Source organism: Streptomyces sp. NBC_00377 (assembly GCF_036075115.1).
In the GTDB taxonomy this organism is placed as follows: domain Bacteria; phylum Actinomycetota; class Actinomycetes; order Streptomycetales; family Streptomycetaceae; genus Streptomyces.
The window spans coordinates 1,810,946-1,831,353 of sequence record NZ_CP107958.1; the positions used below are offsets into that span (position 1 = coordinate 1,810,946).

Annotated in this window: 14 protein-coding genes and 1 pseudogene; all 15 read right to left on the reverse strand. The window is 73.0% G+C overall.

Going from position 1 to position 20,408, the window contains the following annotated elements:
* Nucleotides 1-48: 48 nt before the first annotated feature.
* The 15 genes and pseudogenes from OHS71_RS08010 to OHS71_RS08080 all read right to left on the reverse strand — a co-directional run bounded on the left by OHS71_RS08010 (nt 49) and on the right by OHS71_RS08080 (nt 19,310).
* Complete coding sequence (locus OHS71_RS08010; protein WP_328478253.1) at nt 49-3,981, reverse strand: glycoside hydrolase family 2 TIM barrel-domain containing protein; 3,933 nt, start codon at nt 3,979-3,981, stop codon at nt 49-51.
* A 179-nt stretch (nt 3,982-4,160) separates the two neighbouring features.
* Nucleotides 4,161-8,327 (reverse strand): molybdopterin-dependent oxidoreductase, encoded by a 4,167-nt coding sequence (locus OHS71_RS08015; RefSeq protein ID WP_443047158.1) that lies wholly within the window; start codon nt 8,325-8,327, stop codon nt 4,161-4,163.
* 471 nt (nt 8,328-8,798) lie between these two features.
* Nucleotides 8,799-10,613, reverse strand: a complete 1,815-nt coding sequence (locus OHS71_RS08020; RefSeq protein WP_328478257.1) for a peptide MFS transporter — start codon at nt 10,611-10,613, stop codon at nt 8,799-8,801.
* Nucleotides 10,614-10,618: 5 nt separating this feature from the next.
* A complete protein-coding gene (locus OHS71_RS08025) occupies nt 10,619-11,437 on the reverse strand; it encodes an SAM-dependent methyltransferase (protein WP_328478259.1) in 819 nt (272 codons plus the stop codon).
* A gap of 103 nt (nt 11,438-11,540) precedes the next feature.
* On the reverse strand, nt 11,541-12,812 hold the full coding sequence (locus tag OHS71_RS08030) for a cytochrome P450 family protein (protein ID WP_328478261.1): 1,272 nt from the start codon (nt 12,810-12,812) through the stop codon (nt 11,541-11,543).
* Complete coding sequence (locus OHS71_RS08035; RefSeq protein ID WP_328478263.1) at nt 12,809-13,156, reverse strand: antibiotic biosynthesis monooxygenase family protein; 348 nt, start codon at nt 13,154-13,156, stop codon at nt 12,809-12,811. The genes OHS71_RS08030 and OHS71_RS08035 overlap by 4 nt, the downstream gene beginning before the upstream one ends.
* Nucleotides 13,153-13,479 (reverse strand): antibiotic biosynthesis monooxygenase family protein, encoded by a 327-nt coding sequence (locus OHS71_RS08040; protein WP_328478265.1) that lies wholly within the window; start codon nt 13,477-13,479, stop codon nt 13,153-13,155. The genes OHS71_RS08035 and OHS71_RS08040 overlap by 4 nt, the downstream gene beginning before the upstream one ends.
* A gap of 1 nt (nt 13,480) precedes the next feature.
* Nucleotides 13,481-14,230, reverse strand: a complete 750-nt coding sequence (locus OHS71_RS08045) for an SDR family NAD(P)-dependent oxidoreductase (RefSeq protein ID WP_328478267.1) — start codon at nt 14,228-14,230, stop codon at nt 13,481-13,483.
* 29 nt (nt 14,231-14,259) lie between these two features.
* Nucleotides 14,260-14,976 (reverse strand): SDR family NAD(P)-dependent oxidoreductase, encoded by a 717-nt coding sequence (locus tag OHS71_RS08050; protein WP_328484439.1) that lies wholly within the window; start codon nt 14,974-14,976, stop codon nt 14,260-14,262.
* Between the two features lie 24 nt (nt 14,977-15,000).
* Nucleotides 15,001-15,456: pseudogene (locus tag OHS71_RS08055) on the reverse strand (SRPBCC family protein); the annotation flags it as partial.
* Nucleotides 15,456-15,719: an acyl carrier protein gene (locus OHS71_RS08060; protein ID WP_328478269.1), complete on the reverse strand. Its 264-nt coding sequence runs from the start codon at nt 15,717-15,719 to the stop codon at nt 15,456-15,458. The gene OHS71_RS08060 and the pseudogene OHS71_RS08055, both read right to left, overlap by 1 nt.
* A gap of 117 nt (nt 15,720-15,836) precedes the next feature.
* Complete coding sequence (locus OHS71_RS08065) at nt 15,837-17,174, reverse strand: ketosynthase chain-length factor (protein WP_328478271.1); 1,338 nt, start codon at nt 17,172-17,174, stop codon at nt 15,837-15,839.
* On the reverse strand, nt 17,171-18,517 hold the full coding sequence (locus OHS71_RS08070) for a beta-ketoacyl-[acyl-carrier-protein] synthase family protein (protein ID WP_328478273.1): 1,347 nt from the start codon (nt 18,515-18,517) through the stop codon (nt 17,171-17,173). The genes OHS71_RS08065 and OHS71_RS08070 overlap by 4 nt, the downstream gene beginning before the upstream one ends.
* Nucleotides 18,514-18,942: a cupin domain-containing protein gene (locus OHS71_RS08075; protein ID WP_328478275.1), complete on the reverse strand. Its 429-nt coding sequence runs from the start codon at nt 18,940-18,942 to the stop codon at nt 18,514-18,516. The genes OHS71_RS08070 and OHS71_RS08075 overlap by 4 nt, the downstream gene beginning before the upstream one ends.
* Nucleotides 18,939-19,310: a TcmI family type II polyketide cyclase gene (locus tag OHS71_RS08080; protein WP_328478277.1), complete on the reverse strand. Its 372-nt coding sequence runs from the start codon at nt 19,308-19,310 to the stop codon at nt 18,939-18,941. Before OHS71_RS08080 ends, OHS71_RS08075 begins: the two co-directional genes overlap by 4 nt.
* Between the last annotated feature and the right edge of the window lie 1,098 nt (nt 19,311-20,408).

Genomic DNA, 20,408 nt, shown 5'->3' on the forward strand with positions numbered 1-20,408 from the left:
GCCGGCCCGCCCGGCCGTGCCCGCCCGTACCGCCGACGGCGGTCGCGGTTATCCGGAGGTCGCCGTGGGCCGCCGGGACGCGGCCGTCGCCCGGTCGACGTCGGTCAACGGCCGCAGGCGGTAGGTGTAGGCGTAGTCGCGGTCGGCGAACAGCTTGTACTCGTCGTGCGTGTGTGCGCCCCAGCTGTTGTCACCGCCGACGCCCATCTGCCGGTGACTCAGGCGCAGTACGACCTCCTTGCGGGGTGTGAGCTGGTAGTCGTGGCGGGCGCCGACGGAGAGGTCCTCGGGCGTGAAGTGCGAGGCGTTGACCTCGAGCAGGGGTTCGCCCGAGACCAGCAGGCCGTTCCCGTCGCCGTCGGTGAGGGCCACCCAGCGGACGTCGGTCTTGTTGCCGTTCTCCTGGGGCCGCAGGTAGGAGGTCCACTGCCCGGTGACGGTGCCGGAGTAACGGCCCACGTCGGTGGCGTCGTTGCGGTCCCAGTGGTTCTCCTCGGGGCCACGGCCGTAGTAGTGCAGGTGCTCGAGCCGGGCGGGCAGGAACAGCAGCGTGCCGACCTCCGGGATGTAGGGCAGGGAGGCGGAGCCCGGGTGCAGGGTGTTGTCGACCTTGATCTCGCCGTTCCCGAACACGGTGTAGGTGGTGGTGTACGTCGACTCCGCCGTGGTGGGCAGTGTGCCGGCGACCACGATCTCGACGGCCCGGTCGCGCAGCGCCCGCACGGCGACGCCGGTCACCGTGCGGCGCGCGCCGGCGTCGCGCCAGGTCTGGTTGCGGGTGTGCTGGCCGTTGCCCCGGTCGTTGTCCGTGGGCGCACGCCAGAAGTTGGGGGCCGGTCCTGAGGAGATCAGCCGGACACCGCCGGCCTTGTAGGAGGTGATGACGCCGGACTTCTTGTCGACGGTGAGGGAGAAGTCCTTACCCCTGACGGTCACCGCGGCTTCGCCGTCGTCATGGCTGAGCGCCGGCACGCGGTCCAGCGGCACGGGGACGACCGCGGGGCTCCCGGCGTCGACGGCGAGCTGATTCCTCGCCACCTCGAAGCCGGACCTCGCCCACTGCGTCGTCTCCCTGGTGGTGAACGACAGTTGGAGGAAGTACTCCGCGCCCGGCGCCGGGTCGTCCGGCAGGTCGAAGGGCACGGTGATGTCCTTGGCGGACAGGGGTGGCACATTCAGCTGGGACCGGCTCAGCTTCCCGCGCCGCACCACCTCGCCGTCCCTGACGAGTTCCCAACGTCCGTCGAACTCGCGGAGGTCGGTGAACAGGTACTCGTTGGTGAGGGTGACGGCCCCTCCCGGGGCGAGCCGGGCGCCGGTTGCCGGTGCGGCGTCGATGGCCTGGTAGATCCGCTTGACCTCGGCGGACTTGCCGGTGAGTCCGCGGTCGGCGGTGACGATGCCGTCGCCGGAGAAGGCCCCGTCGTTGGGGTTGTCGCCCCAGTCGCCGCCGTAGGCGCGGAACGACTTCTCGCGGGGGCGTTTCTCGGTGAGGCCGACGGTGGCGGCGTCGAACCAGAACCGGACGCCGTCGTCGCCGGGACCACGCTGCGTGGAGGCCAGTTCGACGGCGCTCAGCGCCCGGGCGTACACGCGGGCCCGCCGGACGGTGCCGCTGAACTCCCGGGTCGGGTTGTCGACGTCGGTGGCCAGGGACAGCGGCGCGGTGTTGTTCGCGGGCCGCACCGTGGTGGTGCGGGTGGCCCGTACCGCGCCGTCGACGTGGAGGGTCAGCGTGCCGGTCGCCGCGTCGAAGACACCCGCGACATGGTGCTCCGCGCCGGTCCAGTCGTCCGGCAGCGGCCAGCTCGCGGTGATCCACTGACCGCTGCCGTAGATGAAGAACTCGAGGGTCCGGTTCGTCTGCTTCAGGGCGTACTGGGTGTCGCCCTTGGCGAGGACCGGCTGGTGGTATCCGGTCACGTGCGGGGTGATCCAGGCCTCCAGGGTGAGAGAGCCGGTGAGGTCGAGCGCGGTGTCGCGGGCGAAGACGGTTCCGCCCGAGACTCCCTCGTCGCGGGTGAACGCGCCGCTGGGGGCGATGAGTTCGCCCGTGAGCGCGGCGGGACCGGCCTCGGTGAACAGCTTGCGGCGGGGGGTGGGCCAGTCGAGGGCCTGGTCGACGAAGTCCCAGATCCAGCCGCCCTGGAGGACCTCGTGACGCCGGATCAGGTCCCAGTACTTCTTGAAGTTCCCGCTGGAGTTCCCCATCGCGTGGGAGTACTCGATCATCACGTACGGCCGGGTGTCGGCGGAGTCCTTCGCCCGCTGCTCGACGCGCGCGGGACTGTCGTACATCTCGGAGCGGATGTCGCTGATCCCCGGGCGGTCGTCGCCCTCGTACTGGATGACACGGGTGGTGTCGTAGGAGCGGATCCAGTCGTGCATGGCGTGGAAGGTGCTGCCGCCGCCCGCCTCGTTGCCGAGGGACCAGATGACGACCGAGGCGTGGTTCTTGTCCCGGTGGACCATGTTCTGGGCGCGGGCCACGCACGCGGTGGTCCACTCGGCGTGGTCGCCGGGGTACTCGCCCCGGATGCCGTGGGTCTCGAGGTTGGTCTCGTCCACGAGGTACAGGCCGTACTCGTCGGCGAGTTCCAGCCACTGGGGGTTGTTGGGGTAGTGCGAGGTGCGGACGGAGTTGATGTTCAGCCGCTTGATGATGCGGATGTCCTCGACCAGGTCGGCGCGGGTGAGGGCCGAGCCGCGGACCGGGTGCATCTCGTGCCGGTTGGTGCCCCGCAGGGAGACCGGTTTGCCGTTGATGCGCATCAGGCCGTCCTTCAGCGCGAACTCGCGCAGGCCGACGCGGTGCGAGAGGGTCTCGACGACCTTTCCCGCCGGGTCGCGCAGACGGAGCACGGCGGTGTACAGATACGGGTGTTCGGCCGACCACAGGCGCGGCGCGGGCACGGCCCTCACGGCCTGTACGGTCGTCTCCTCCCCGGAGCCGAGCACGACAGCCTGTTGCAGCGGCCGGGGCCACACCGGGTGACCCTCGGCGTCGTGGAGCTGGGTCTCGACGGAGTACCGGCCGGCGCCCTGTCCGCCGTAGTCCCGCACACTCGCGGTGACCGACAGCCCGGCCGCGGTGTGGTCGTCGCTCAGCGGGGTGTCCAGCCTGAAGTCACGCAGGTGCACCGCGGGGGTGGAGTACAGGTAGACCGAGCGGAAGATGCCGCTCAGCCGGATCATGTCCTGGTCCTCCAGCCAGTCGCCGTCCGAGTAGCGGTAGACCTCCACCGCGATCTGGTTGGCGCCGGGCCTGAGGTGCTCGGTGATGTCGTACTCGGCGGGGTCGTAGGAATCCTCGTGGTAGCCGACCAGCTCGCCGTTGATCCACACGTAGTGGGCGGACTTGACCCCTTCGAAGTGCAGGAACGTCCGCCGTCCCGCCCAGCCGCGCGGGACGGTGAAGGTGCGGCGGTACTGGCCCACGGGGTTGTAGCGGGTGGGCGCGGCCGGCGGCTGCGCCTCCTCCCCCAGGCCGTTGGCACCCCACCAGGGGTAGGTGATGTTGATGTAGATCGGGCGGTCGTAACCGTGCAGCTGCCAGGCGGAGGGGACGGGGATGGTGTCCCAGTCGCTGTCGTCGACGTCGGTCCGGTGGAAGTCGGGGTCCCGGTCGTCGGGACGGTCGGCGTGGGCGAACCGCCAGGTGCCGTCGAGGCTCAGCCGGTAGGGCGAGCGGGTCCGGTCGGCGGCGAGGGCCTGGGGGACGTCCGCGTACGGCATGAGGGTGGTGTGCGGGGCTTCCGTGCCGAGCCGGAAGACGTCGATGGCGCCGTTCCACTGCGGGGCGCCGTCCGCCGCGACGGCCCGGTGGGCGGTGGACGGCGCGGACAGGGCGAGCGCGCCGAGGACGGCGGCGGACCCTTCGAGCAGACGACGGCGGCTGACGGCCGTCCGCCGGAGGTGGTCCGGTTCCACCCGCTGGGGGCGGTCCGGCCGGTCCATGGGCGACACGTGCGGGTGCGACATGACCACGACCTTCCTCGGGGCGAACCGTGCGGCTTCGCACGGACGGAGGGTGCGTCAGATCTTGTCCACTCCTGTTTGGAAAACGAACACAGACGCGCCGCGATGACCGAATATCAACTCTCTTCGGCGCAACACCACTTGGTGCCCCTTACCCCCACGGGTTGTTTTGGTGACTCCCGTCAGTAGACGTCCCGCACGTACCGCTTGTCGGAGGCGAGCTGCTTGACGTAGGCGGCCGCCTCCGGCTCGCTCAGGCCCCCGTGCACGACGGCGACCTCGCGCAGGGCGAGATCGACGTCCTTGGCCATCCGGGAGGCGTCTCCGCAGACGTAGAAGTGGGCGCCGTCCCGGAGCCAGGACCACAGCTGGGAACCGTGCTCACGGATCCGGTCCTGGACGTAGACCTTGGCACGCTGATCGCGGGAGAAGGCGGTGTCCAGACGGGCGAGCGTGCCGTCGTCCCTGAGGCCGGTCAGCTCCTCCTCGTAGTAGAAGTCCGTCGCCCGGTGCTGTTCGCCGAAGAACAGCCAGTTGGGAGCCCGGTGCCCACGCGCCCGGCGCTCCTCGAGGAAGCCGACGAACGGCGCCACGCCCGTGCCGGGGCCGACCATCACCATCGGGGTCGCCGGGTTCACCGGCGGGCGGAAGTGCGGGGAGCGCTGCACCTGGACCTCGACCTCGGTGCCGGGCCCGGCGTCGGCCAGGAAGGGTGAGCACACGCCCTGGCGGGGGCGGCCGGCCAGGTTCTCGTACCGCACCACGGAGACGGTGAGCGAGACGAGGCGGGGATCGGTCAGCGGGCTGGACGAGATCGAGTACAGGCGCGGTTGCAGCCGTCCCAGCAGGTCGGCCCACTCCTGCGCGTCGGCGCGCACCCGGAACTCGGCGGCCACGTCGACGGCCTGGCGGCCCCAGGACCACTTCGCCAGCTCGCCCTTGTTGTCGGGCCGCAGCAGCTTGCGCAGTTCCCGCGGGTCGCGGGTGCGGTCGGCGGTGAAGCGCAGCAGCGCCGGGGTGATCCGGGTGATGTCGAGGTGGCGCAGGAACGCCTCGCCGAGAGCGACCTCACCGACGCCGTTCACGCGCACGCGCGCGTGCGCGTCGAGGCCGGTGACGCCCAGCCACTCCGTCACCAGGGCGGACGAGTTGAGCGGCCGCACGGCCAGGGCGTCGCCCGCCTCGTAGAGGAGCGGGGTCTCGCTGTCGCGGGTGTCGAAGGTGAAGCGGCGGACCTCCTTGCCGGAACCCGGCAGGCTCAGCAGCCGGTTACCGGTCAGCCGGGCGGTGACGGGGTCGGGGCGCCTGACGCGGGGGGACGCCGGGGCCGTGGTGAGCGGGGCCGTGGTGAGCGCGGGCTTCGTGGCGGGACCGGGTTGCCCTGCCGTCACCCCCGCCCGAGCGGAGGAAGGAGCCGGGGCCGGTGCCTGGGCCGGGGCTTCGGAGGGGGCCGCGGCTGCCGGTTCCGTGGCCTGCGAGGCGTCCTTGAGGGCCGTGGCCACCAGGTCCAGCCAGGCCTCCGCCTCCGTCTCGTAGTCCGGCTCGCAGTCGGTGCGCGGGGCCAGCCGGACCGCGCCGAGCTCGTCCATCCGACGGTCCAGCCGCCGGCCGTGCCCGCAGAAGTCGTCGTAGGAGGAGTCCCCGAACGCGAGGACGGCGAAGCGGTGGCCTTCCAGGCGGCCGGTGTCCAGCGCGCCGAGGCCGTCCCAGAACCCCGCGCCGTTGTCGGGGGCGTCTCCGTCACCGAAGGTGCTGGTGATCAGCAGCAGGTCGGCGTCGGAGGGCAGCGCTGCGGGGTCGGCCTCGTCCATGGCGAGGAGGGAGGCCGAGTGACCGCCCTCGGTGAGCCGCTCGGCGGTGGTCGCGGCGAAGTCCTCGGCGGTGCCCGTCTGGGAGGCCCACAGGATCACGACCCGGCGCGCCGGGTTCTGTGCCGGAACGGCGGAGGTGCGGGAGTACATGCCGGCGAGGGTGCCGTTGACCCACAGCGCGTGCTCGGGGCTGAAGGGCGCGTCGGGCGGCAGCACCGGCACGCCGGGGGCGCCGGCCGGGACACCCGCGAGGAACCCGACCAGGTACTGCCGTTCGCTCTCGGTCAGGACCGGCGGCGGGGCGGGCCGCAGCCCGAAGACCGCCGCAGCGGCAGCGGCGGCGGGCTGGACGGCGGTCGGCACCAGGACGGGCCCGGGTGCGCCCCGCACCGGCGCGTCCGTGGAGGGTGCGGGGGCGGACGCCGGGGCGCGCGTCGCCGGCGGCTGCACGCTGACCGGTGTCGACACCTTCGTCAGGGACACCGCGCACACCTTCAGCTCTGGCTGGAAGGACAGCGGGTCGACGGCGTCGCTGGTGACCGCGTTGACGCTGAGGTACTCGCCGAACAGGTCGTTCCAGTGGAACGGCGCGAAGCAGGAGCCGGGCAGCACGCGGTCGGTGACGACGGCAGGCAGCACGGCCCGTCCGCGCCGCGAGGCGACCTCGACGGAGTCGCCGTCGGTGATGCCGAGCGCGGCCGCGTCCTCGGGGTGCACCTCGACGAACGGGCCGGGGTCGAGCTTGTTGAGCTTGGCCACCTTCGCGGTCTTCGTCAGGGTGTGCCACTGGTGCTGAAGACGGCCGGTGTTCAGGAAGAACGGGTAGTCGTCGTCCGGCATCTCGGCGGGCGGGACATGCGGACGCGGGTGGAAGACGGCACGGCCCGACGCGGTGGGGAAGGTGAGCGAGCCGTCGTCGTTCACATAGCGGACCGGGTTGCGGTCGGGGCCGTCGGCGCTGCCGGCCGGCCACTGCACGGGGGTGGCGCGCAGCCGGTCGTACGTCACTCCGCGCAGGTCGTAGCCGGTCTGCGGGTTGTGGGCGCGCTTGATCTCCTCGAAGATCTGCTCGGCGCTGTCGTAGGTGAACCCGCTCTCGTAGCCCATCGCCCGGGCGACGGCCGCGATGATCCGCCAGTCGGCCATGGCCTCGCCGGGCGGGTCGGCGGCGGGCCGCGCGAGGGTGAGGTTGCGCTCGCTGTTGATGAGGACGCCCTCGGTCTCCGTCCAGAGCGCGCCCGGCAGGACGACGTCGGCGTAGGCGTTCGTCTCGGTGTCGGCGAAGACGTCCTGCGCGACGACGAACTCGGCGGCCTCCAGCCCCTCGATGACCGTCCTGCGGTTGGCGACGGAGGCGACCGGGTTGGTGCAGATGATCCAGCAGGCCCTGATGTCGCCGTCGGCCATCTTCCGGAACATCTCGACGGTGCCCCTGCCGACGCCGTCGGCCCTGATCGTGCCCGGCTCGAGCCCCCACAGTTCCTCGACGAAGGCACGGTCGCCGTCGACGAGGACGGAACGCTGGCCGGGCAGCCCCGGGCCCATGTAGCCCATCTCCCGGCCGCCCATGGCGTTGGGCTGGCCGGTGAGGGAGAAGGGACCGCTGCCCGGGCGGCAGATCGCGCCGGTCGCCAGGTGGAGGTTGATCAGGGCGTTCGTGTTCCAGGTGCCGTGCGTGGACTGGTTGAGGCCCATGGTCCAGCAACTGGTCCACTCCCCCGCCTCGCCGATCAGCCGGGCGGCCTCGCGCAGGTCGCCCTCGGATATGCCGGTGATCTCCGCGACGGCGCCCGGGGCGTAGTCGGCGAGGAACGCAGGCATGGCCTCCCAGCCCTCGGTGTACGCGGCGACGAAGTCGGGGTCGGTGCGGCCGTCGTCGTGCAGGAGGCGCAGCAGGCCGTTGAGGAGGGCGAGGTCGGTGCCGGGCCGGACCTGGAGGAACAGGTCGGCCTTCGCGGCGGTGGCGGTGCGGCGCGGGTCGACGACGATCAGCTTGGCGCCCGCCTTCACCCGGTCCATCATCCGCAGGAAGAGAATCGGGTGGCAGTCGGCCATGTTGGAGCCGATGACGAGGAAGACGTCCGCCTTGTCGAGGTCCTCGTACGAGCCGGGCGGGCCGTCGGCGCCGAGCGACAGCTTGTAACCGGTCCCGGCGCTCGCCATGCACAGCCGGGAGTTCGACTCGATCTGGTTGGTGCGCAGATATCCCTTGGCCAGCTTGTTGGCCAGGTACTGGGCTTCGAGGCTCATCTGACCGGACACGTAGAGGGCGACCGCGTCGGGGCCGTGTTCGTCGACGATCGCCCGCAGCCGCCGTGCCGTCTCGGCGATCGCCGCGTCCACGGGGGTGGGCTCCGGTTCCTCGCCCCGGTCCGGGCGGACGAGGGCGCCGGTCAGCCGGCCGGGTGCGGCGAGCAGGTCGGCGGTGGTCGCGCCCTTGGTGCACAGCCGGCCGAAGTTGGCCGGGTGCTGCTTGTCCCCGGACGCCTTCAGGACCGTACGGCGCCCGTCCGGTCCGCTGCCGATGTCCAGGACCATGCCGCAGCCCACACCGCAGTACGAGCAGACCGTGCGCACCCTGGTCGTGGTCGCGCTGTCGGTCCGCGGGTCCAACGCGGCCACGGGCGCCCCTTTCCCTCTGACGATCGGCCTGGTGAGAGCCTCTGCAAGCCTCTGCGACGGTACGAACCGTGCATTACACAGGTGTCTCCCGGACCGGCCGCCGGGAGTTAAGCCCGGCGCACAGCGAGGGGCGGGCGGGTGTGAGCGGCCAACCGGGGCGGGCGTGCGCGGCCCCACAGGGGTGTGCGCGACACGATGCCCGGTGCGCGGCCAGGATCCCACGGACGACTGCCGACACGACGCCCGGCATCGTGGGCAGCCGCCCCGACGTCGGGGGTCTCGGCTGGCCGGTGGCGATTGGGGTGGGCGTGCGGTGGCCCGGCGGTCGGGCCGGCCGTGCTGGACGGTCGGCCCGGCCGTCGGGCCGGGAGTCGGCGCCTTCGGCGGTCAGCCGGCGGCGAGCCGGCGGGTGAGGCTGCGGGCGCCGAGAGCGACCGCCGTGCCGACGCCGAGCACGAAGACGCCCACCAGCAGGAAGTAGACGGACAGCGGCAGCACCGCGGTGAGGCGGTAGAGCTGGCCGCCGACCACCACGCCGACCGCGCCGAACAGTCCGTTCACGGCCAGGAACCGGCTGGTGCTGCCGGGCGGGGCGACGGCCGCGGCGAGGGCCAGCCCGGCCGGGGCCAACGCGATCTCGCCGCACGAGTAGAGCAGGTAGACCAGCACCAGCCAGTACGGACCGACGGGGCCGTCCTCGGCCAGCCGGGCGGCCACCGCCATCAGTACGAAGCTGGTACCGGCGGCGGCCAGCGCCCCCGCGAACTTCATGGGCGTCCCGACGCGTTGCCAGGCGCCCACCCGCAGACGGGCCAGGAACGGGGCGACGAGCAGCACGAACAGCGGATGCAGCGACTGGAACCAGCTGGCCGGGACCTCGAACCCGAGCAGCGCGCGGTCGGTGTGGCGATCGGCGAAGAGGCTCAGCGCCGAACCGCCCTGAGCGAAGATCATCCAGAAGGCCGCGGAAGCCGCCATCATGGCGGTGAAGGCCCCGAGCCGGGCGCGCGCCCCCTGCCCACCCGCGCCGGCGTACTCGTCGGCGTCCGCGCCGGGGTGTACGCGGGTCCCTGCCCCGGAGTGCGAGCCGGTGGCCGCGCCCGCGTACACGTCGGTGCCGGCGCCCGCGTACTCCTCGGTGCACTCGCCGGTCCGGGTGCCGGTGCCGAGACCGGTTCCCGTCCGGGGGTGAACGTCGGTGCCCGTGTCGCTGTCCGCGCCGGGCTTCGTGCCGGGGCGCACACCGGCCCTCGGGACGGTGTCCCCGGCGCGTGTCCGGCCGTCGGTGTCCTCGGCCCGGCGGCCGCTGCCGTCCTCGGCGGTGTCCCCGCGCCCGGTACCGGGCGCGGCACGCGGTGTCTCCGTCCGGCGGCGCAGCGCGCGCAGGTAGGCGAACGGCAGTCCGACCGTGGTCAGGCCCAGGACGGCGAGCACCCCGTTGACCGGGAGCGCGCCCAAGACCGCCAGGGGCGCCGCCACCGCGCCGAGCAGACCGAGGACGGCGCAGACCTTGCGGAGCACCGCCGCGAGTGCGGCGCGTCCGACGGGACGGGGCGGGCGCACGCCCACCTCGCCGAAGGCGCGCATGCCGAGCGTGAACTGGAGGAGACCGGCCAGCATCCCGACGGCGGCGGCCGCGAAGCCGAGGTGCCAGGCGATCCGCTCCGCGAGCAGCCCGGTGACCACGGGTGCCACGAGCGCGCTCACCTGGATGCACACGTAGAACAGGGAGAAGGCGGCCTCGCGGCGGCCGGGCCCCTCGCCGCCGAGTTCGGCGACCATCGCGGCCATGGCCGGTTTGACCAGGCCGGTGCCCGCGACGACCAGCAGCAGACCGGGGTACAGCGAGCCCGCCCAGGGCGCCGCGAGCACCAGGTGCCCGCAGGCGATGAGCGACCCGCCGAGCAGCACCGCGCGGCGGGCGCCCAGCACCCGGTCGGCCAGCCACCCCCCGGGCAGCCCGGCCATGAAGCTCAGCGACATGTACGCCGCGAAGACGGCGGTGGCCGACTGGGGCGCCATGGCCATGCCGCCGCGTGCCTTCGACGCGGTCAGATACAGGACGAGGATCGCCGCCATCCCGAAGAAGCTGAAGCGCTCCCACAGGTCGACCGCGAGGAGTGTGCCGAACCCCCGGCGCCGGCCGGGGCCCGCGATCCGGGACCCGGCCGGCGCCGGCGGCGCCGTCAGCGATGTGTCCACCCGGCTCACCCAGCCGGTTTGATCGCCACTCCGGCCAGCATGGCCAGCTCCGGGTCGGGGCGCTCCCCCGGCTCCGGGCGCCACAGCGGGGCGCGCACCACTCCGGGTGAGAGCAGGTCGAAGCCCTCGAAGAGTGCGTCGACCTCCGCCCGGCTGCGCCAGATGACCTGGCTGACGGCGCCCCGGTACTGCTCGGCCGCCTCCGGAGCGGCCTGCGGGACCTCGTCGGCCCCGGCGTGCGAGACGACCAGCGCGCTGCCCGGCACCAGGGGCTCGGTGTACTGCCGGATCAGCTCGAGCGGGTCGTCGCCGTCCGGTACGAAGTGCAGGACGGCGGCGAGGATCAGCGCCACCGGGCGGTCGAAGTCGATCAGCCGGCGGGTGTCCTCGGCATGGAGGATCTCCCGCGACTTGTACAGGTCGCCCTGGAACACCGCGGCGCGGGGCTCGTCCGCGAGCAGGGCACGGCCGTGCGCGACCGCCACCGGGTCGATGTCGACGTACACCACCGTGCTGTCCGGGTGGGCGCCGAGCGCGACGTCGTGGACGTTGCCCTCGGCGGGGATGCCGGAGCCGATGTCCAGGAACTGGCGTATGCCGAGCGCCGACAGCTCGCGTACCGAGCGGCGCAGGAAGGCGCGGTTGGCCCGGAGGGTGGAGACGATGTCGGGGTTGCCGGCCGAGACCCGCTGGGCGAGTTCACGGTCGACGGGGAAGTTGTGGGTGCCGCCGATCCAGTAGTCGTACACCCGGGCGATGCTCGGGGTGTCGATGTCCACTTCCGGCGGCGCCCAGCTGGGACGTTCGGTGTCCAGACGTTCCACGTGTCTCTCCTGAGGTCTCGGGTGGCGGGTCGGGGCGGGCGGCGGCGCGCCCCGGGTCGGGACTGTCCCGGCGGTGTCGCCGGGGGCGGCGGGAGCGGCGGTCTCAGGCGGTGGCCCGGCCGGTGACCACCGGGAGCCGTTCCAGACCGCGCATCATCAGGCTGCTGCGCCAGCGCAGTTCGGTGGAGTCCACGGCGAGCCGCAGCCCGGGGAAGCGGGCGAACAGCCGGCTGAGGACGAGCTGTCCTTCGAGACGGGCGAGCGGGGCGCCCAGGCAGTGGTGGATGCCGTGTCCGAAGGCGACCGAGGCGCTGTGGGTACGGGTGATGTCGAGCCGGTCGGGGTCGGGGTAGCGGGCCGGGTCGCGGCCCGCCGCGCTCAGTGAGATCGTCACGAACTCGCCCTCGGGGATGACCACCGAACCGACCTCGACCGGCTCGGTGGTGAAGCGCCAGGTGGCGTTGGTGACGGGCCCGTCGTAGCGCAGGAACTCCTCGACGGCCGCGGGCCACAGCGAGGGGTCGGCGTCGAGCTGCTTGCGTACCTCCGGGTGGCCGAGCAGCGCGAGCGTGCCGTTGCCGATGAGGTTGACCGTCGTCTCGTGGCCGGCGACCAGCAGCAGGAACGCCATGGAGATCAGCTCGTCGGCGGACAGCTGCTCGCCCTGGTCGCCCGCGTGGACGAGATCGCTCAGCAGGTCGTCGGCGGGCTCGGCGCGCTTGGCGTCGATCAGCGCCCGCAGGTAGGCGATCATCTCGACGCTGGCGTCCCGTACCTCCTCGGTGCCCGCGCCGGAGACGAGCAGGTTGGACCAGGTGCGGAAGTTCGCCCGGTCGTCCGGCGGCACGCCGAGCAGCCAGCAGATGACCGTGAACGGTACCGGGAACGCCAGCTCCTCCATCAGGTCCAGCGGCTCGCTCCCGGCCGCGACGCCGTCCAGGAGTTCGTCGGTGAGTTCTACGATCCTCGGCCGCAGCGATTCCACCCGGCGGGCGGTGAACGCCCGCCCCACCAGGCGCCGCAGCCGGGTGTGGTCGGGCGGATCGCTGTCGAGCATGTGCACGCTGAGGACGTGGGGGAACTGGCTGCGTTCCCCCGACTCGGCGAGGAACGCCCGCTGTTTCTCCGGGTCGGCGAAGTTGCGGGGGATGAGGTCCTTGCCCACCCGCATGTCCTTGCTGAGGCGGGGGTCGGCGAGCAGCGCCCTGGCGTGCTCGTACCCGGTGACCAGCCAGGTGCGCAGACCGTTCGGGGTGATCACGGCGACGGCCGGGGCCTGTCGGCGCAGTTCCGCCAGCGCGTGGTGCGGGTCCTGGTGGAAGGCCGGGGTGAACAGCTCGGCCGGCGGCGGGGCCGGACGCTGCGAGGTGGTCATCCTCGGGCTCCTTCGGCGGCGGGCACCGGGTGCCCGCCCTCGTAGTGGGCGACTTCGCGGTAGATCTCGAACGGCCGGTCGCGTTCCAGGTCGCGGAACGGCCGCAGCGGCGCGGTCTGCTCCTTGTGGGCCTCGCCGCGCTCCCAGGACTCGAATGCCTCCCAGTCGCTCCACCGGCTCACCACGACCAGCGCGCGCGGGTCGCCGACCGAGTGCAGCAGCCGGTTGCCGAGGAGGCCGGGCGTGCCCGCCATCCGCCGGCTGGCCTCGTGGTAGGCGCGCTCCACCTGCGGTGCGTCGTCGCTGAGGTGGTGCAGCACCACCTCGACGGGGGCGGCGGTCACCGGGCCGCTCCGGCGGCGCCGCTGAGGGCGGCCACGACGTGCATCGTCGTCATGGAGCCGCCGGTGCGGTACGGGTGCAGTTTGCGGCGGTGCTGTACATGGCTCTCGCCGGTCTCGAACTCGCGGAACAGCGGCTCGCTCACCCAGTCGCTGACGATGTAGTAGATACCGTTCTCCTCGGCGCTGCGGGACAGCCACTGGCCGAGGTTGGCCGGGTGGCCGGTGACCGAGTCGCCGACCTCCTGCCAGACCTTCTCGAACTCCGCCTCCACGCCGGGCTTGATCTCCATGCGGAGCATGACGCGGAAGACCTCGCCGGCCATGTCAGATACCTCCGTCGACGTTGAGCGTCTCGCCGGTGATGTAGGCGGAGTGGTCGCTGAGCAGGAAGAGGACGGGGCCGGCCAGCTCGTCGACGGTGCCGAGCCGGGCGAGCGCCGTCTTCTGGGCGTAGGTGGCGCGCAGGCCGGCGGCACGCTCGGCGGGCATGGCGTCGAAGGCCTCGGTCTCGATGACGCCGGGTGCGACAACGTTCACCCGGACCCCCCGGGGGCCGAGCTCCTTGGCGAGGGAGCGGGTCAGGCCCGTCATCGCCGCCTTGGCGGCGGTGTAGTGGGCGCGCAGTGGGATGCCCGCGGCGGCGCCGCGCGAGCCGATGTTGACGACCGACGAGCCGGCGCCGAGCAGCGGCAGCGCCTGCTGGATGATCCGGTAGGCGGCGGTGAGGTTGGTGTCGATGATCCTGGACCACTCCTCGGCGGGCAGTTCGCCGAACGGGATGTGGCTGATCACACCGGCGTTGTTGACGACGCCGTGGAGTTGTCCGAAGCGGTCCTTGGCCTCCTGGACCAGCCGGTCGACCTCGGCGATCTCACCGACGTCGGCGCGCACCACGTGGTGGTCGCCGGCGGTCTCCTTCAGGGCCGCGGTCAGGGTGTCGACGGCCTCGCTCTCCTGCCGGTAGCAGGTGAGGACGTCGGCGCCCGCGCGGGCGGCGGCGAGTACGACGCCGCGTCCGATGCCCCTGGTCCCGCCGGTGACGAGCAGCTTCTTGCCGTGCAGTGCGAATTCCACTGGGTGTCCCTCCGTGGCTGGGCTGCGGGTCACACGCAGCCGTCGACGTGGATGTTCTGGCCGGTGATGTAGGTGGCTCGGTCGCTGACGAGGAACAGCACGGTGGCGGCGACGTCGTCGACGGTGCCGAGCCGGCCGAGCGCGGTGAAGGAGGAGAACATCCGGCGTTCCCGCTCGGCCGCCTCGGCGGGCTGTTCGTCGAGTGCCTCGGTGGCGATCCGGCCGGGCGAGACGGTGTTGACGCGGATGCCGCGCGGGCCGAGTTCACGAGCCAGCGAGCGGGTCATGCCGACCAGCGCCGACTTCACCGCGGTGTAGTGGACGCCGCCCGCCATGCCGAGGAAGGCCACCGTGGAGCCGATGTTGACGACGCTGGAGCCGTCGCCGAGCAACGGCAGGGTCCGCCGGGTCACCAGGTGGGCGGCGGTCAGGTTGCCCCGCAGGGTGGCGTCCCACTCGTCGGGTTCCAGGTCCGCGTACGGCTTGGGCAGGAAGGAGCCCGCGTTGTTGACGACCGCGTCGAGCCCGTCGAGGCTGGCCTCGCACTCGGCGACCAGCCGGTCCACCTCCGCCGGGTCGGCGACGTCGGCCCGCACCACCTGGTGCTTGCCCGGGGTCCGGGCGAGTTCCTGCTCCAGGGAGGCGACGGACTCGCCGGGCGTGCGGTAGCAGGTGACGACATCCGCGCCGGCGCGGGCCGCGGCCAGCACGATGCCCCGTCCGATGCCCCTGGTCCCGCCGGTCACCAGCAGGCGCCTGCCCAGCAGTGTCCGGCCGGCCCGGGCCGCCTCCTCGACCTTGCCCTTGATCAGCCGCATCTGGACGGCGGTGTTGCGGTTGAGGCGTTCGGTCATCGCGGCGTCGTCGACCGGGGCGTCCGGTTTCATCGCGAAGTCCTGGATCCAGCGCATCCGCACCCCGCCGGGCTGCTCCTCGTACTCCCAGCGGATGTTCATGTAGGCGAAGGGGCCGGTCTCCACCCGGCGGGCCCGGACCGTACGGGTGGCGGGGTCCGGGGTGCGCTCGGAGACCCAGCTCCACACCGTGCCGTTCTCGTCCGGGTGCAGGGCGAGCCGGAAGGTGACCGTGTCCCCGTCACTGCTCAGGATGTCGGCGGAGGAGTACTCGGTGAACAGCGTCGGCCAGGAGGCGACGTCGTTGGTCATCGACCACACCAGGTCCATCGGGGCGTCGACGACGATCGCGTTGTCGGTGTGTCCGGCCATCAGACGCGCGCCTCCGTGAGCCGGGCCAGGACGTAGGCGAGGGTCTCGCGGGGCGTCTGGGTGTGCGTCAGGTCGCCGTCCGGGATCTGGATGCCGTACTCGCGCTCGAGACGGTTGACCAGCTCCAGCAGGGCGAGGGAGTCGTACCCGTGGTCCACGAACGCCGTGTCGGCGAAGTCCTCGCTGTCCAGGTCCGACTGTTCGTCGACGCCCCCGCTCGCGCGCAGCAGCCGTTTGATGTCGTCGAGAGTGAAATCTGCCATGGTGTACCGCCTTTCGGTCGTCGTGCGGTCGTCATGCGGTCGTCGTGGATCGTCGTGCGGTCGTCGTGCGGCCGGGACCGGGCGGGGCCTGGCCCCGGGACGGGCGCGGGTCCGCGGTCATCCGCCGAGCGGGCTCCGGTCGGCGGCGCCCACCACCAGCGCGGAGGTGAATCCGCCGTGTCCGCGGGCCAGGACCAGGGCGGTGCGCGGATCGGTCTGGCGAGGGCGGTCCAGGACGAGGTCGATCTCGCAGCCGTCGGCGGTGCGCCCGAGGCCCGCGGTGTGCGGGACGACGCCGGCGCGCAGGGCGAGCAGCGCGGTCGCCACGTCCAGCGCGGCTCCGCCCGCGTACATGCGTCCGGTGAGCGTCTTCGGCGCGGTCACCGCGACCCCGCCGGCGCCGAAGACCTCGGTGATCGCCCGGGCCTCGGCGAGGTCCTCGGCGGGCACCCCGGAGGCGTCCGCGAAGACCGCGTCGATCTCGCCGGGGGCGAGCCGGGCGTCGGCGAGTGCCCGCCGGATGACGCTCACGAGCACGGCGGGGCGCCCTGCGCGGACGGGCCCGGAGCCTCGCGAGGTGTCCCCCGCCTCCGACGGCGGCTCCCCGGCCGCCTCCCCGGCCCGCGCGGGTGCGCCCGGATCGAAGCCGGCCGCGTAGCCGAGCAGTTCGCCGTAGGCCGGGACACCGCGCTCGCGCGCCGACTCGGCGCTCTCCACGACGAGCATGGCGCCGCCCTCACCGGGCACGAAGCCGGACGCGGCGGCGTCGAAGGGCAGATAGGCGCGGGCCGGGTCGTCCTCGGTCGACAGCTTGCCCGAGGACAGCTGGGCGACCAGCCCGTACGGGCAGAGGGAGGCGTCGGTGCCGCCGCTGAGGACCAGCCGCGAGCCGCTGTTGAGCAGCCGGCGGGACTGGCCGAGGGCGTCGAGGCCGCCCGCCTGCTCGCAGCAGATCACCCCGCAGGGACCGCGCATGCCGTGCCGGATGGAGACCTGGCCGGTGGTGGCCGCGTAGAACCAGGCGATCGACTGGTAGGCGCCCACCCAGGAGGAACCCTGCCGGTAGAGGTTCTCCATCTCGTGCTGACCGAACTCGGTGCCGCCGGAGGAGGCGGCCGTGACCACCGCCATCTCGTACTCGGGCAGGGTCGCCGGGTCGGCCTCCGCGTCGGCCAGGGCCGCCTGGGCGGCGGCCAGGGCGAAGTGCGTGAAACGGTCGGTCTGCGGGACCAGCCGTCCGGGAACCTGCTCGTCGGCCCGGAAGCCCGGCACCTCGCCCGCGATCCGGACGGGGTAGCCGGTGGGGTCGAAGCGGGTGATCCGGCCCAGCCCGCTCTTGCCGGCGAGGACCGACTCCCAGTGCCGCGTGGCGCCGATGCCGGTCGGCGCGACCACACCCAGCCCGGTGACCACGGCCCGCCTCGGGCTGCCCGGGCGTATACCGGAGGCGCTCATGCCGCCTTCTTCCTGGCGGGCGCACCGGATCGGGCCGGCCGGGAGGCCGTCGTGGTCCGGCGGGGGCCGGACCTCGCCTCCGTGGGCAGGCCCAGCACCATCGCCGTCTGAAAGCCGCCGAAGCCGCTGCCGACGCTGAGCACGTGGTCCATCCGGTGTTCACGGGCCGTCACCGGTACGTAGTCGAGGTCGCACTCGGGGTCGGAGACGGACAGGTTCGCGGTGGGCGGGACGACCTGGTGGCGCAGGGCGAGCGCGCAGGCGGCGATCTCCAGCGAGCCGATCGCGCCGAGCGAGTGGCCGATCATCGACTTGATGGAGCTGACGGGCACCTCGTGGGCGCGCTGCCCGAGGCTGCGCTTGAACGCCGCCGTCTCGTGCCGGTCGTTCTGCTTGGTGCCGGAGCCGTGCGCGTTGATGTAGTCGATCTCCCCCGGGTCGATCCGGGCCCGGTCGAGGGCGACCCTGATGGCCTCGGCCATCTCGCGGCCGTCGGGCTTGAGTCCGGTCATGTGGAAGGCGTTGCTGCGTCCGGCGAAGCCGAGGATCTCGGCGTAGACGCGGGCGCCGCGGCGCCGCGCGGACTCGGCCTCTTCGATCACCAGCACCGCCGAGCCCTCACCGAGGACGAAACCGTCGCGCCGCCCGTCGAAGGGGCGCGAGGCGTGCTCGGGATCGTCGTTGTTGGCTGTGGTGGCCTTGATGGCGTCGAAGCAGGCGGAGGTGATCGGGGACAGGGGCGCGTCGGTCGCCCCGGCCAGCACGGCGTCGACGCTGCCCTCCTCGATCAGCTGGACCCCGTGCCCGATGGCGTCGAGGCCCGAGGTGCAGCCGGTGGAGATCAGCGCGACCGGGCCCTCCGCGCCGGCCTGCCGGGCCACCTCGACGGCGAGGGTGCTGGGCACCATGTGGCCGTACAGGTGGGGCACGCCGTAGCTGTGGTCGACGAGCCAGTGCCGGCCCGCGTCGGAGAGCACCGCGTACTCCTCCTCCAGGCCCATCGTGCAGCCGACGGCGCTGCCGATGCTCACCCCGACCCGGCCCGGGTCGGTGCCCGGCAGGTCGAGGCCGCTGTCCTCGACCGCCTCACGGGCGGCGACGACCGCGAACTGGCCCGCACGGTCCATACGGCGGACCTCCTGGGGGGTGAGCCCCGCGGCGATCGGGTCGAAGTCGCACTCGGCGGCCACCCGGGAACGGAACCCGGAGGAGTCGAACAGACTGATCCGGCGGGTGGCGGTGCGTCCGGCCGTGAGCAGGTCCCAGTAGGCGTCGCGGCCGTGGCCGCCGGGGGCGACGGCGCCCACTCCGGTGATGACGGCGCGGCGTTGCGGTCCGCTCATCGGGCCTCTCCGACGTCCGGGTTGCCCGCGGCCGCGTCGAGCGGCTGCTCCGTGTCGACATGGCCGAGCTCGGGGCGCGGGGCCAGCGGCGAGAGGTGGAAGACCACCTGCGCGGGCACGGTGCCGGTGTTCACCAGGCGGTGGCGCACCCCGATGGGCACCAACAGGGCGTCTCCAGGACCGAGTTCGACGGGGACGCCGTCCAGGGTCATCTCCAGCCGGCCCTGGACCACGTGCAGGAACTCCTCGGAGTACGGGTGGAGGTGCTCGGTGACGTACTCACCGGGCGCCAGCCGTAGGGTTCCGCCGAATCCGGAGGTGCAGCCCACCGTCTTCGGGCTGAGTGTGACCCGGATGTCGCCACCGCGCTTGGTGTTGGCGGCGACCTCTTCCACGTGCACCTTGGGGGTCGTGGGGGCGCTCATCGGTCACCGCCGAGGTTCGCGGCGGTCGGCACGGTGACGGCGGGGCCCTGCTGAGGGGTCCAGGAGTAGAAGGGCACGGCCATGGCGTCCTTCGGCTCCTGCCAGTTCGGGTCGTAGGGCGAGATGAACTCGCCGAGGCGGGTGTTGATCTCGTTGTAGAGGGGGTGGCTGCGCGCCTTGTACAGGTTCGGCGCGATGTCCTGCTCCGCCTCCACCAGGTGGAAGTAGAGGTTGTGGAAGGCGAAGAGCGTCCGCCTCGACACCCCGACCAGGTGAGGGAGTTCGGTGCTGTCGGAGTCGGCGAAGACCTGCGCGACGCCCTCGGCGTCGGCGAGGTCCATCCTCGCCACGATCAGCGTTCGGTGCACGTTGTCCTCCCGGGCTTGTCGCTGGTGGGGCCACCCTGTTGGGCACGGGTCGAGCCCGTCTCGAAGCCCCCTGGAGAACCACTGACGCCCGCCGCTCGTCCACGCCGCCACCGGTACCGCCGCCGCCTCCGCCAGACCCCGGACACGGGGGCCGCCGGCCGGCCGCCACGGACTCGGGGCCCGCCGGAGCGGGGCGGCCACCACCGGACGCGGAGCCGGGCGAGGGGCCCCGGGCAGAAGACCGTCAGGAGCCGGAGCCGCGAGGTCCGGAGCCGCAGCCGACCGGCGCACGAGCCGACAGACACGCAAGCCGACCGGCGCACGAGCCGACAGACACGCAAACAGCCGGGGCGCGAGCCGACAGACGCGCAAGCAGGCGGGGCCGCCGTGACGGCGAATGCCGGGAGTTGGGGTCGGCGGGGCCGTCGGCCAGGGCGGGGAACCGTCACGACCGGCAGCGGCTGGTACCTGGGGCCGGTGGTGACACAGGGGCAGGTGTGGTGGGGCCCGGCGACGCGGTGTTCCTCCGCCTCCTGGGACCGCGACGGGCCGGGTTCCGCGGCCGGCCTCCGGCCGCGAGGGACGCGGGTGCTGCCGGGGCTGCCGGGCGGGGGCGTTGTCACCTTGACCCCTCAGGGACGGGTCCGACACGGGATCCGAGGGCACCTGAGCCGTTCGACGGTCGTGCGGGCCGACCGCCCGTCGCAGGCGGACCGACGGGTGAAGCCGTGGTTGCCGACGCGATGCTGCGGGGCCAGGGACCGGCGAGGCGTGCAAGGGCTGTCACCGGACGGGAGCACCGGTGAGCCGCGGGCCCGGGGGCGAAGCAGCCGGCGCTTGCCCGGAACGGCCTGCCTTCGGCACGGGAGGCGGAAGAAGTGGCTCGCTCACGCCGGCCTGCCCCGGACCGTGAGGCGAAGGTGGCCCGAGGCAGGCCGGCCTGCGGCTCGGCAGGAGTGCGACCGACCTGCGGTCACCCTCGACGAGGTCATTCGGCAGGCGGGCCCGGACACAGGGCGGGCAAGATGGCGCGTTGTGCGCGCACCGGGCGCCGGTGCTCTCCGCGACGGACGGCGGGACGGGCGGGGCGACACGGCC

What these genes read in the sequence shown, in the direction of transcription:
- OHS71_RS08010 (WP_328478253.1), bottom strand. Translation starts at nt 3,981, where the DNA reads ATGTCGCACCCGCACGTGTCGCCCATGGACCGGCCGGACCGCCCCCAG.
- OHS71_RS08015 (WP_443047158.1), bottom strand. Translation starts at nt 8,327, where the DNA reads ATGGTCCTGGACATCGGCAGCGGACCGGACGGGCGCCGTACGGTCCTG.
- OHS71_RS08030 (WP_328478261.1), bottom strand. Translation starts at nt 12,812, where the DNA reads ATGACCACCTCGCAGCGTCCGGCCCCGCCGCCGGCCGAGCTGTTCACC.
- OHS71_RS08040 (WP_328478265.1), bottom strand. Translation starts at nt 13,479, where the DNA reads ATGGCCGGCGAGGTCTTCCGCGTCATGCTCCGCATGGAGATCAAGCCC.
- OHS71_RS08060 (WP_328478269.1), bottom strand. Translation starts at nt 15,719, where the DNA reads ATGGCAGATTTCACTCTCGACGACATCAAACGGCTGCTGCGCGCGAGC.
- OHS71_RS08065 (WP_328478271.1), bottom strand. Translation starts at nt 17,174, where the DNA reads ATGAGCGCCTCCGGTATACGCCCGGGCAGCCCGAGGCGGGCCGTGGTC.
- OHS71_RS08070 (WP_328478273.1), bottom strand. Translation starts at nt 18,517, where the DNA reads ATGAGCGGACCGCAACGCCGCGCCGTCATCACCGGAGTGGGCGCCGTC.
- OHS71_RS08075 (WP_328478275.1), bottom strand. Translation starts at nt 18,942, where the DNA reads ATGAGCGCCCCCACGACCCCCAAGGTGCACGTGGAAGAGGTCGCCGCC.